We start from the raw sequence: 12,842 nt of genomic DNA, 5'->3' as shown, positions 1-12,842 counted from the left end.
AGCGGAACTGTTCGAAAAGCCCAGAATCTTTTCAACTGAGGGCTCAGAGGCTGTTAAACTGCGATTCGTGAGTGTCGGTTTTAGAGATATAGGTTCAGACATGCTTGAATATGATGATGCCTTTATTGCCCTTAAATTAAGCATTTACATGCGAATGTGTGCGTCTGGTTTATTTGTAAGTTATTTACATATAGTATGTTGTGGTTTTTTGGTTGAGGGCGCAAATCCTCTATCGTCGGTTCGATTCCGACCCGCGCCTCCATCTCCTTCCATAAAAAATCCCTACTGATTCGATCAGTAGGGATTTTTTGTTTTTAAACTTGATAGAGTGACGTTCTACATGAAGTAGCGCACGTAGCCATTCTCACGGATGCCTTGGAGCCAGCGCTCTTGAGTTTCGCGGGCGATCTCACCGACGAGGACATTTTCGATCGCATCACGCACTTCGGTGACGGGCTGGATCATTTCCTCACGCTTGTCTTCGCAATAGAGGATGAAGATGGTGTTGTTGAGCTCTACGGGCTGGCTGTATTGGCCGGGCTCTAGGTCGAAGGCGACATTGCTGAGCTCTTTACGGATGTCTTGGCGCTCGATCCAGCCCCAGTCGCCACCTTTGCGGCTCATTTCGTCTTGGCTGTATTTACGTGCGAGGTCACCGAAGTTATCGCCTTCACCGAGTTCTTGCATGATCTGCTTGGCTGTTTGATTCAACAGTGCGGTGCCTTCGTCGGCCATCGGAGTCAGAATGATTTGCCGCAGGTGCATGGCTTCTTCTTGATAAAAGCGGATCTTGTTTTCGATGTAGAAGGTTTGAATACGTTCAGGGCTGATCTCGGATTGAGATTTGCGGTTCTGCTGACGCATGACGTTCACGACGACGCGCTTGTATATGTTTTCACGGAATTCGCGAGCAGTGAGGCCTTGGGCGCGCAGGTATTCTAGGAAGCGGGCGCGATCACCACCAAAGTCACGGTTGAGGACTTCGTCGTATTCCTGATCGATGTAAGACTGGGGGAGTAGGAGGCCTTTTTCTTCGGCTGCTTTGACGATGAGGATGCGGTCGATCAAGTTTTGCAGCACTTCGCGGCTGATTTGGTCGATACGCTGGGAGAACTCCTCTTCGGTGCGGGCTTCGGCACGCAGGCGTGGGATGACTGGCTCTAGCTCTCGGCGGAGCTGCTCGATGGTGATGATCTCACCTTCTGCGATGGCGGCAATGCCGTTGCCTAAGCGAATGAGTGCGGCGTCTTGCTGGGCATACGCGTTGTGTGCGAAGCCGAGCAGGGCGAGAGAAGTGATAAGAAAAGAAAGAGTGCGTTTAAGCGTCATGGCGCGCGTGGCAGGTGAGTAAGTTTTTGAACTGAGCCCAACAGTAGAAATGGATCTTAACTGGTCAAGCGGCGAAAGTGCTTCTTAAACGCTTGATTCTGGGCGCGCTACGTTCGGGCTGGTCGGGCAAGAGAGTTTAAAGGTGGTGCCTTCGCCCAGTTCGCTCTCTACGTGTATCTCTACGCTGAGGCGCTCGCACATCTTTTTGACTAAATAGAGCCCCAGTCCTGTGGAGGTCTCGTTGGCGGTTGGCCTTGCTGAGAGTCGGGCGAATTTAGTAAACAGCAATGACTGCTCGTCCTTACTGATGCCTGGGCCGTTGTCTTTAATATATATATCGAAGTGGTCTCCACTGTGTTGGCTGCGGATGATGATTTTGCCGCCGATCGGTGTATATTTCACCGCATTACTGATCACGTTGTTGATACATACGGGCAGCCAGTCGGGCTTGCTGTAAACGGTGGCTTCGTCGTCTGGCGCTAAGTCGAATTCGATGGTGATCTTCTTCTGTTGCCCCGCAGCGTGGAACTCGGCGGCGATGCTTTCGATCATCTCATTGCAATTAATCGGCTCAAGGTCGATTTTACCGTGGAAGGCTTCGATGCGTGATACATCGAGTAGGGATTGCGTGAGTGCGAGCATACGCTGGCCGCAGGTGCGCACATCAGAGACGAAGGCGGCTTGGTCGAAGTCGTGTGACTCGACGTCGAACTCAGCAAACTGGCAAAGTCCTAGGATACCGTTGAGTGGGTTGCGTAGGTCGTGGGCGACAATGCCAATGAAATCGTCCTTCTCTTTATTGAGCTCCGAAAGCTTTTTGTTCGCAGAGGAGAGTTGCTCGGCTGAGAGGCTCAGTTCCGCCTTCTGGATTTCATTTTGATGATTAATCTGAGTGAGCTCGGCATGACGCTGTTCGAAGTGGAGCTGGGTGCGCTTGATGACGGTGCCGCAGATCCACGCCACGATTGCGGTGATTAGGAGAGCGAGGAGAATGTTGAACAGGAGCTGTTCTTTAATCGGTGCCAGCAGTTCTTGTTCACTTTGTTCGATGATAAGGAACCAATTGAGCTCAGGGATGAAGCGGCAATTCAGCATGTATGTGGTGCCTTCTCGCTCATAGGTGAGGGTGGTGCGTTCTTGGGCGAGTAGGTCTGTGCTGACGTCGTTTAGCCCTGGGATATTTTGCAGGCTTTGGTAGTTCATCAATGGGCTATTGGAAGGCCTGAGCACGATCTCACCGTCTTTATTGAGGAAGTAGATCTGGCGCTGATATTTGGCCTCGTAGTGGCTGATGAGGTTGTTGACGTTTTTAACCGTAAGCCCGACACCTGTCATTCCGATGAAGTTGTCGTTATAGTCGAAGACTCGGTAGTTGATGAAGATCGTCATTTGATCCTGGTTCGCCATGTCTAGGTCGACGTTGATCTCGTAGGGGGCATCCATGTCTCTGGCTTTGAAATACCATGCGTCACGTGGCTCATTTTCTTTGACTTCTTTTAGTAATCCCTGCGCGTGGTAGTAGTTGTGGCTGATGTCTGATACGAAAAAGCTACTGATAGTGCTGTATTCTACCTTTATCTCATGCAGAAACTTCGTGATTTGGTTGATATCGACTTCTCCATTCAGTGCCCAGTCACGTAGAAACGTGTCGTTGGCCATAAGGGAAGAGATAAAGATTGGCCTGAGCAAGTCCCGCTGGATTTCAGAATATACGTTATCTGAAGTAAGAGGTAAGGTGCTCTCTGTGATGCTGAGGCGCATGTTGCTGCGGGCCACCATGTAGCTGCTGATACTGTTGGCTAAAAAACCAGCAAATAGGATCAAGCAGACCAGCCATGGCCAGCGGGAGTTTTTTGTGAGAAGCATATGAGTTAAGGGGGGGAAGGGCGCAGCACATACCTGACGGAGCAGTGCCGCGCTCCTAAAGTGCTGTCGATTTCTGGTTACGAATCAAGAACTTCTGGATTTCATTTAGCCTTTTTAGGGGGTCTTTTGCGGACAATCTAGGAAAACGTGCACCCGTTTTGAGGAATTCGCCGGATTTTCCAGGCAGCGCGAGTCGGCAAATTAGACGCTCGCTCTCGCTTTCTACGCGGCGCACGCCCGCGCCTTCAGCAAAGACGCGCACGCGACTGACTTCGATCAGTGCCTGCGTGGCGCGGGGGAGTTTCCCGAAGCGATCAACCAGCTCTTCGGCGATTTCCTGAATGATTGCGTCGGTGTTGGCCAACGCGAGTCGGCGGTAGAGGTCGATACGTAGGCGTGGCTCGGCGACATAGTCGGCGGGCAGCGCGGCTTCGATGAGTTGATCCGAGTGATCGCCGCTGTATTCTGCCTCCTTGATCGCGGCAAAGGCGAAGCTGCCGCTGGTGCGGCGTGAGCGGGAACCACCTTCGCCAGTGGCGATGAAGTCGAGCTTCACTTCGGCGCGGATGCGATCTGCGCCGGGCTCGCCTTTGAGGCGGGCGACGCTCTGCTTGAGCAATTGACAGTAAAGCTCGAAGCCGACGCCTGCGATGTGCCCGCTTTGTTGTGAGCCAAGTAGATTGCCCGCGCCGCGCAGTTCAAGATCGCGCATCGCGATGCGGAAGCCCGCGCCGAGCTGGTTGTGTTGCTTCAATGCATTGAGGCGTTTCTGCGCGTTGTCCACCAATGCGGCGTGGCGGTGCAGGAGTAGATAGGCGTAGGCTTGGCGCTTGAATCGGCCAACGCGTCCGCGGATCTGGTAGAGCTGTGCGAGCCCGAAGCGGTCCGCACCTTCGATGATCAAGGTATTACAATTTGGTATGTCGATGCCGGACTCGATGATCGTGGTGCAGACCAATACGTCGAAGTCGCCGGCGACGAATTTCGTCATAATCTTTTCCAAGTGGCCTTCTTCCATTTGCCCGTGACCGACAGCGACGCGCAGTTTCGGGTGCATTTCGCGCACCTGATTCGCCACGCCTTCGATGGTGGAGACACGGTTGTGCAGGTAGAATACTTGGCCGCCGCGATCGGTCTCAGCCTGGATCGCGCTTTTGATCAAGTCGGCAGAGTAGCTTTTGACGATGGTCTCGATGGGGCGCCGATTGACGGGCGGCGTCTCGATCACGCTCATTGCGCGTGCGCCGGCCAGCGCCATATAAAGTGTGCGAGGGATCGGTGTGGCGCTGAGCGTGAGGATGTCGACGTTGGCGCGCAGCTGCTTAATGCGCTCTTTCTGTTTCACGCCGAAGCGCTGCTCCTCATCGACCACGAGCAGACCGAGATCTTGAAAGTGCACATCTTTACTCAGCAAACGGTGCGTGCCGATCACGATGTCGATGCGGCCCTCGGCGAGGTTGGCGATGATTTCCCTATTCTGCTTGGCGCTGCGGAAGCGGCTGACCATGTCGATGATGATCGGATATTCGGCCATGCGCTCGCGAAAGGTATTCAGATGCTGCTGGCAGAGCACGGTGGTCGGCACGAGTAGGGCGACTTGCTTGCCCGCCAGCACGGCTTTGAGCGCGGCGCGGATCGCAACCTCGGTTTTACCAAAACCCACGTCGCCGCAAATCAGGCGATCCATTGGTTGCGCCGCTTCCATGTCGGACTTGGTGGCTTCAATCGCGGTGAGCTGATCAGGCGTCTCTGAAAAGGGAAAGGCTCCTTCGAAGGTCGCTTGCCACGGGTGATCGGAGGGGAATTGATAACCGCCGTGCTGACTGCGTTCGGCATGCAGCGTGAGTAGCTCGGCTGCGTAGTCGAGTGTGGCGATTTCGGCGGCGGCGCGGGTCTTGTCCCATGCGGCTCCGCCGATTTTACCGAGCTTCGGGCTGGATTTGGTCAGGCCGACGTAGCGTGTGAGTAGGTGCGACTCGTGCAGCGGCACGTGCACCGTCATTTGATCCGCAAATTCGACGGTGATCACTTCCTTCGTCCCACCTTGGATCTCTAGTTTGCTCAGCCCCCGAAACAAGCAGACGCCGTGCTGCAAATGCACCAGCGGATCACCGTCGGCGAGTTCGGTGAAGTCGAGCAATTGATCGACCTGCGAAATAGTTGGCCGCGCGCGCTCTTGGGTGCGGTTGATTTTACGTCGCTGCCGGCCGAAATATTCGGTGTCGGTAATGAGGACGATGCCTTTGGAGGTTTTAGTCTGCTTGAGTGGCAGCCATGTGGGTGCGCCGGAGCAGAGGAACCCGCCGGAGATGGTGCCGTGTAGATACTTCGGCTTGAGCTTCGCGGTGAGTGGGTTGTCTGCGAGTAACTCGGCGATGCGGCTCGCCTCGCTCTCGCTAGCAGTCACGAAGTAGAGTGTGCGCTTTTCCTTCTTCGCCCAGTCTGCGATATTGCTTTCAAATTTGTTGCGGGCGCTTTGCTCGGACTCGAAGCGATCAAATCCGACTTGCACCGCGTCGGTATGGTGGCGGTAGTTCTCGGTCGGCTCGGTGGTGAGTTCGACTCTAGCGGCGCCGTCGAACAGCACGGGGTCTGTATCCACCGAGCAAATACCGAGGCGCAGGTCATTGGCCGCGGTGCGTAGTGCGAACACCTGCTCTAAGCTGCGAATATTGCCGCTGGTGTTGGTTAGTTTCTCAAAGCGATAGGGATGCTCGCGCACGAGTTGCGAGGGCTCTTCCAATAACCATGCAATCGGTGCCTCGCTTAAATAATCGATGAATTTACCGTCGCTCGCAGCGGCGTCTTTGGCGCTTTCGGCTGCCGATACGGTAATGGATTGGACGTTTTCTAGTGTGCGCTGCGTGCTAGGGTCAAAGGTGCGGATGCTCTCGATCTCATCGCCAAAGAAGTCGAGTCGGTAGGGCTGGTTGGCATCGTAGGGGTAGATGTCGATCAGGCCGCCGCGCGTGGCGAGTTGGCCTGGGTGTTCGCAGAGGGCTTCGGAGTCGTAGTCGAGCTCGTGTATGAAAGTGTCGATCAGCGCTTTAAACGGATGCGCTTCGCCCGTGCGTAGCTTGAGCTGGCGGCTTTCGAAGTGTGTGCGATCGGGGCAGGCGCCGAGTAGTGCCTCGGGCGTGGCAACGATGAGGCGGGCGTTTTTACTGGGTCGTAGCAGTGCGCTGAGCACCGTCAGGCGCTCGCAAATGCGGTCGGCGCGGCGGGTGGCGTCGATGTCCGGCGGTGGCTCTTCGGGGAAGTGCAGGACTTCGAGCGTGGTCTTGGGGGTGAGCCATTGCGCGTAGGTTTCTGCCTCCGTTGCGAGCTCTTGTGCGCGGCGCGGATCGGTGACAAGCAGGACGGAGGTCTGCTTCGCCCATTCCTTTGCGAGTGTGGTGACCAGCGCGGCGCGCGCCTCGGCGCTGATGCCGTGAAACAAGGTGGCCGTGCCAGTATCTGGAAGAAGTCCTGCCATTAACCGTTGATTTGTTGCAGCGCGTGCGCGGCGGCGGCGGTTTCGGCGGCCTTTTTCGAGCTGCCTTGGCCGCGGCCGAGTTCTTTGCCGTCGATCTGCACTGCGGCACTATAGAGTCGGGCGTGATCGGGGCCTTCGTCAGCGAGTGCGATATAGTCTGGCACTGCGCCGTTATACTGTTGTTGCGTCCATTCTTGCAGGCGGCCTTTGGGGTTGCCCGCGCCGCCACTCTTCGGAGCAGCTGCTATGGCCCGTCCAAATGTCCGCAGGATGAAGGTGCGCGCGGCATCGATCTTGCCATCTAAATAAATCGCGCCGATCAATGCTTCGAGGGCATCTTCGAGCATGGCCGCACTGGGATCAGAGTGGTGTTGCCGTTGTGCGTCGCTCACCTGCAGAGCGTCGTCGAGCCCGATCGTGCGGGCATGAGCGGTCAGTGTCTTGCCGTTGACGAGCCCCGCGCGCATATGATCGAGCGCGCCTTCGTTGAGATCTGGGTTGTCCTGGTAGAGTGCTTCTGCGATGACGAGATCCAGCACCGCATCGCCGAGGAATTCAAGGCGTTGGTTGTCACCGGTTTCGGTGTCGCAGCTGGGGTGTGTGAGCGCAAGCTCTAGCAAGTGGACATCAGAGAACTGGTAGCCGATCTGTTTTTCGAGAGGGTTTAATGAATGGCTCATAGTCAATTTATTCAGAATAGTTTGGCTTTACCGCTTGCACGAAATGAAATTGTTGAATTATTCTATGCTTGTCTAAAGGAACGGCGATACAATGCCGAAAATAGAGACAGTAGCTATTAATAATTTACCTTTGCCTAAACAAAAAACTACCAAAAACGGGGCCAAAATATTTGTCCTCGACACCAACGTTCTCCTTCACGACCCCCAGTGTCTACACAAGTTTGAGGATAACACGATTGCCATCCCGGTCGAAGTTCTTGAGGAGCTCGACCGTAAGAAATCTGCTCCGGGGGAGTTAGGGTTTTCTGCCCGTCAGATCCATCGAGATTTGCGAGCGCTCTTCGATGAAGAGCTCGCCATCCCGCCCGAAATGAAGGGGCAGGGGAATTCTGCTCTCAGCTGTGACTTGCCGAATGGCGGACGCCTGATCGTGGTGATCAACGATTATTTCGTCTCTGGCGATAACAAGAGCGAGGGCATGAATCGCCTGCGCGCCACGCTCGTCGATATGGAAAAGATGGATAGCCGTATTTTGGCATCCTGCTTTTTCTTGAAAGAAGTCTGCACCGACAGTCGCGTGGTTCTAGTCACCAAAGATGCCAACATGGCGTTGAAGGGCATTGCGCTCGGGCTTGAAGTGCAGGACTACATGAACGATAAGATCAAGACCGCCAATATTGGTGGTGGGATCAAGACCGTCGTCGTCGAAGATGCTGATTATGAATGTTTCATTGAGGAGCACGGCGTTGATCTTTCGCCAGAACTCACCAGTGAGCTGCATATCAATGAATACATTTATCTGAGTAACGGAGAGTTTAGCGAACCCGCACGCTACCGCGGTGATGGTCAGATCGATGGCCTGATTCTGAGTAGTGGCACCGGAATTAAAATTCCGAAGGGCATACGTATCAATCCACTCAATGATGAGCAACGTATGCTGATGGATGCCTTACTCGATGAGGATATTAAGCTGGTCACTTGCATGGGTAAAGCCGGCACGGGTAAGACGCTCGTCTCGATCGCGATGGCACTTTATCAAGCCATTGGTGAGGATAATCTTTACGAGCGTGTCTTCATTACCCGCCCGCTGGTGCATATCGGTAAAGATACCGGCGCGCTGCCTGGCACTTTAGAAGAAAAAATGGCGCCGTATATTGCTCCGTTTTATGATAACCTCGAAGTGCTCTTTAGTAACCGTAAGGTGATCAAGCGTCCAGAGGCAGATCCCGATCAAGCGAAGCTTGAGCGCATTACCTCCAATCGTAAGCGTAAGAAGGCGATGTCCAAAATGGCGAAGCAACCTTCGCATGCTGAGAAGGATGAGGATGACTCCAAGCAGCCACGTAAGCCGTATCAATTCCTCTTTGACTATGGCATGGTTGAAGTCGAGGCGATGACTTACATCCGCGGACGTTCACTGGCCGATACGATTTTCATTATCGATGAAGCGCAGAACTTAACACCACACGAAGCCAAGACGGTGGTGAGCCGTATGGCCGAAGGTTCGAAGGTCATCTTGCTCGGTGATCCGTATCAGGTCGATAATATGTTTCTCGATGCCATGTCGAATGGACTGGTGCATACCGCGCAGCGCTTAAAGGGGACGGAGATTACCGCCCACTTGGAGCTGACAACAGGGGTGCGCTCAGAGCTGGCTGATCTAGCCGCCGACTTATTGTAAGCTCGGTCACCTTATAAACCCTGCTGCCCCATCCTGTTTCCCGATCATCGGTAAACAGGGCGGGGCATTTTTTGTATTACGTAGGGGCTTTGCTTGCGAAGCCCGCGACACCACCAACGCGGTCGAATCTCTTATAAAAGGCTGAGGTTCTGTATTTCTTTAGCCACAAAAAGGCACAAAGAGTCACAAAACACAGGCTCTGTATTTGCAGCCGTTGTAGCTGCGCGCTTTAGCCGCAGTTTGCGGAGGCTGGGTGGCCTCGGATCGGCACGCGGGCTAAAGCACCGTGCTACGGCTTTATTTACGACAGAGAAGCGATGCACTTTTTACGTAGGGGGCTTTGCTTGTCCTTGACCATGTGCGTGTCGAATTGGCGAAGCTCGCGTCCACGCCAACGTGGTCGAATCTCTTACAAAGGCTGAGGTTCTGTATTTCTTTAGCCACAAAAAGGCGCAAAAAGTCACAAAACGTATGCTCTGTTGTTGGAGTCGTTGTAGCTGCGCGCTTTAGCCGCAGTTTGCGGAGGCTGGGTGACCTCGGATCGGCACGCGGGCTAAAGCACCGTGCTACATTTTTGGCTTTGGCACGATACTGGAAAGGCCGCCGTCCATCACAAACACTTGTCCAGTGACTTGCTGAGCACCCTCCGAGAGTAGCCAGGTGGCAAGGCTGGCGACCTCTGTCGCAGCATTGATTGCGCCGAGCGGATGCATCTGTTGTGAGATTTTGAGTGCTTGCTCATTTTTAGTAATGCCACTGCTCAGTGGGGTGTCGGTTAGGCTGGGAGCGATTGCATTGATGCGAATGCCGCGCGGCGCATACGTCGCCGCAGCGGAGCGCACCAGTGCGGCTAGTCCGCCTTTTGCCGCTGCGATCGCCTCGTGATTGGCGAGCCCGACCTCGGCAGCCACTGAGCTGAAAAAAAGTATACGTCCGCCTCCCTGTTTTTGAAGAATCGGTAGCATCGCACGTAGGGCGTAGAACGCGCTATTCAGGTTTTGATTGATCACATCCATCCAATCCTCGACTGGCGTGAGGTGCGCTGGTTTGAGGTAGATCGAACCGATGGCATGCACGTAGGCATCAATTCGGCCATGTGCATTGGCGGCTTGTTTGCAATAGTCTGCCAATGCTTGCGGATCAGTGGCATCGCAGGGTGCTGCGCCCTCCGTTCCACTGCGGGAAAAGCCTGCGACGGTATCACCCTGTGCGCTCAGTTGTTGTGCGAGTGTGCTGCCGATACCACCCGTGATACCACCGATGAGGATCGTCTTTGTCGTCTGTTCATTGTGCATGACCACGGATCGTAGTTCGTCAGCAACCCTTACAGGAACGTTGCACACGCTGTGCCGCTAGCTCCGTTTCGCAGGTGAATCTCAAAAAAAAGCAACTGCGCACTGGAAAAGTCGGTGAATGTGGCTACGTATTGAGCTTAATGAAGCCATCCACTGAAAAACGAACCCTTAGTTCATTTGTAGATCCAATCCTAGGTGCCATCGTGCCTAGTTGTGATGATGCGCTTCGTCTCGTCGAACTCGGTCAGCAGCGACCGCTTCATTTACACGAGCGCTTCGTCCTCTTTTATAACTCTCCTCTCTGCCTGCACTGCAACTGCAAGCGCGTAGAGTTTGATAAGCAGCGAGTCAAATTACGCGAGATCGAAGCAAGCCGCTAGATGCTCAATCTCGACGTTCCTGTCGCTTCGGCTCTGTTGTTTCTTTAGCCACGAAGAGGCGCAAAAAGTCACAAAACACAGGCTCTGTATTTGCAGTCGTTGTAGCTGCGCGCTTAAGCCGGAGTTTGAGCAGGCTGGGTGACCTCGGATCGGCACGCGGGCTAAAGCACCGCGCTACGGCTTTGGTTGTGACACAGAAGCGATGCACTCTTTACGCAGGGGGCTTTGCTTGTCCTTGATAATGAGCTTGCCTGTGGTGAGTTTTTCGAACTGTCGAATTGGCGAAGACCGCGACACCACCAACGCTCTCGAACGATTGAATATTCCGCTTATTGGAGAGGGGGTGGCTTCCGTCGTTTCTGCGTTCTACCCTTCGATCTGCCATCTCGGTTTTAAACGATTGACCACATTTCAGCTTCTTCAACTTAATGAGGGTTCATGCGCCTCGATAAATTTGTTTGTAAAAGCACCGATTATACTCTGGCGGAAGCCCTTGCATTGATTCATGCGGGCGCGCTGATCGTCAATGGTGCCACGGTCCTACGCGAGGACGCGCAGGTGCATGAGAATAATACGATCACACTCAACGGTGAATTGCTGAAGGCGCGTCGCTTCCGGTATCTACTCATGCATAAACCACAGGGCACGGTGTGCTCGAATGTGGACGAAGGCTATCCGTCGCTGTTCAACTCCTTAGACATCGAGAAGGTCTCCGAACTACATGTCGCAGGTCGTTTGGATGTTGATACCACTGGCTTAGTGCTGATTACGGATGATGGCCGCTGGACCTTTGATATCATTCGACCCTCAAACCACTGCCAGAAAGTCTATCGGGTCGGTCTCACACGTGAGCCACCAGCAGGGCTGGTTGAATTGTTTAAGCAGGGGCTATCTCTACAGGGGGAGTCTCAATTGACGCGACCCGCGGACTTAGAACTCCTCGGAGGAAACGACGTGCGCTTAACCTTGACCGAAGGTAAATACCATCAGGTCAAACGCATGTTCACCGCAATCGGTCGACGGGTGGTGACGCTGCACCGCGAGCGAATCGGGGCGATCACTTTAGACGTGCCACTCGGCGAGTGGCGTTATCTCACCGACGAGGAAGTGAAATCTTTGATTGCGTAGGGGCTTTGCTTCGCGAAGACCGCGACACCACCAAGGCTTTGGCTCCGTGTTATATGGCCACAAAAAGGCACCAAAAGGAACAAAACTGAGGCTCTGTATTGTTTAACCGCAGATGCCCGCGGATTTTTTTTAATTGTAGGGGCTTTCCTAGGGAAGCCCGCGACAACACTAGCACGTCCGAACGCCGACTGCTTTAACCTATCTTCTGACTTCTAACTACTCTTTTAAGGTTTAACACTCGTAATCGATCGAGCCATGATCCGTGCCGGCCTGGATCTTTTGCCTCCTCATGTATCCAGAAATTGCCATTGCCGCAGCGGCAGTGGGGCGCTTGATTGAGTGATTATGCATTGGATAGCTCTCATTGATTTCGGACTCGTGATCCTTATTTGGATGGTGCAGCTCGTCGTCTATCCGAGCTTCAAATACTATCCTGCAAGTGATTTATTGAAATGGCACCGTGTCTACACCTCGAGTATGACGGTGGTAGTGCTGCCGCTGATGCTCGGCCAGCTGATATTGCATGGTTGGCGGCTGTATCATGCAGCCTCGTTCAATCATGGCTGGCTCATGTGCCTCGTGGTGAGCACGTGGCTACTCACGTTCACCGTTTTTGTCCCACTCCATAATAAAATAGCTGCGAATCAAGAGCTCCCTGCAACGCTGTCAAAGTTAGTGGCATACAATTGGAGCCGCACTGTCATCTGGAGTGTCATCTTTGTCTGGAGCGTAGTATGGGAGACTTGAGAGACCAGAGGGGAAGAGGGCGTAGAACGGGGCAGGCTTAATGACGCTTAACCAGTTTGATGTGTTCTTAAACTTAGGCTCTGTATCGAATCAGATATATACTGCCGCGCATCAACAATTGTGATTCATCACTCAACAGATGCGGGAGGGACGAGCTCCGCCTCGTCTTGCGTTGTGCTGGTTCTGTGGTTCTGTGCTGTGGTTCGGCTGACGGCGCGGAGGCCATCCCTCCCAAAGAAACCAACAGATACGGGAGGGACG

General features: G+C 53.9%; 9 protein-coding genes. 4 read left to right on the top strand and 5 right to left on the bottom strand.

Translation table 11 applies throughout. The annotated features are described in order from the left end of the window. Window positions 1–336: 336 nt before the first annotated feature. From GZZ87_RS15945 to rnc, 4 genes are all read right to left on the bottom strand, one after another. Window positions 337–1,329: a peptidylprolyl isomerase gene (locus tag GZZ87_RS15945; protein WP_162024567.1), complete on the bottom strand. Its 993-nt coding sequence runs from the start codon at window positions 1,327–1,329 to the stop codon at window positions 337–339. Window positions 1,330–1,413: 84 nt separating this feature from the next. After that, window positions 1,414–3,195 (bottom strand): sensor histidine kinase, encoded by a 1,782-nt coding sequence (locus GZZ87_RS15940; RefSeq protein ID WP_162024566.1) that lies wholly within the window; start codon window positions 3,193–3,195, stop codon window positions 1,414–1,416. A 55-nt stretch (window positions 3,196–3,250) separates the two neighbouring features. Continuing rightward, window positions 3,251–6,670, bottom strand: coding sequence for a transcription-repair coupling factor (gene mfd / locus GZZ87_RS15935; protein ID WP_162024565.1), 3,420 nt, complete (start codon window positions 6,668–6,670; stop codon window positions 3,251–3,253). Next, window positions 6,670–7,350 carry a ribonuclease III gene (gene rnc / locus GZZ87_RS15930; protein WP_162024564.1) on the bottom strand — a complete coding sequence of 227 codons (681 nt, stop codon included), beginning with the start codon at window positions 7,348–7,350 and terminating at the stop codon, window positions 6,670–6,672. The genes mfd and rnc overlap by 1 nt, the downstream gene beginning before the upstream one ends. Before the next feature lie 130 nt (window positions 7,351–7,480). Here rnc and GZZ87_RS15925 point away from each other — a divergent pair, with 130 nt between their 5' ends. After that, on the top strand, window positions 7,481–9,031 hold the full coding sequence (locus tag GZZ87_RS15925; RefSeq protein WP_162024563.1) for a PhoH family protein: 1,551 nt from the start codon (window positions 7,481–7,483) through the stop codon (window positions 9,029–9,031). 566 nt (window positions 9,032–9,597) lie between these two features. Here the strand turns inward: GZZ87_RS15925 and GZZ87_RS15920 are convergent. Continuing rightward, a complete protein-coding gene (locus GZZ87_RS15920; RefSeq protein WP_162024562.1) occupies window positions 9,598–10,326 on the bottom strand; it encodes an SDR family oxidoreductase in 729 nt (242 codons plus the stop codon). 74 nt (window positions 10,327–10,400) lie between these two features. On the opposite strand from GZZ87_RS15920, the gene GZZ87_RS15915 reads away from it, so the two are divergent. From GZZ87_RS15915 to GZZ87_RS15905, 3 genes are all read left to right on the top strand, one after another. Continuing rightward, on the top strand, window positions 10,401–10,706 hold the full coding sequence (locus GZZ87_RS15915; RefSeq protein ID WP_162024561.1) for a hypothetical protein: 306 nt from the start codon (window positions 10,401–10,403) through the stop codon (window positions 10,704–10,706). Between the two features lie 438 nt (window positions 10,707–11,144). Continuing rightward, a complete protein-coding gene (locus GZZ87_RS15910; protein ID WP_162024560.1) occupies window positions 11,145–11,834 on the top strand; it encodes a pseudouridine synthase in 690 nt (229 codons plus the stop codon). Window positions 11,835–12,179: 345 nt separating this feature from the next. Further along, window positions 12,180–12,581, top strand: coding sequence for a hypothetical protein (locus GZZ87_RS15905; RefSeq protein ID WP_162024559.1), 402 nt, complete (start codon window positions 12,180–12,182; stop codon window positions 12,579–12,581). The last annotated feature ends 261 nt before the right edge of the window (window positions 12,582–12,842 follow it).

The sequence above is a fragment of the Lentimonas sp. CC4 genome (assembly GCF_902728235.1).
GTDB lineage: Bacteria > Verrucomicrobiota > Verrucomicrobiia > Opitutales > Coraliomargaritaceae > Lentimonas.
Note: the sequence above shows the minus strand (reverse complement) of the source record. Positions and strands in the feature narration are given on the sequence as shown.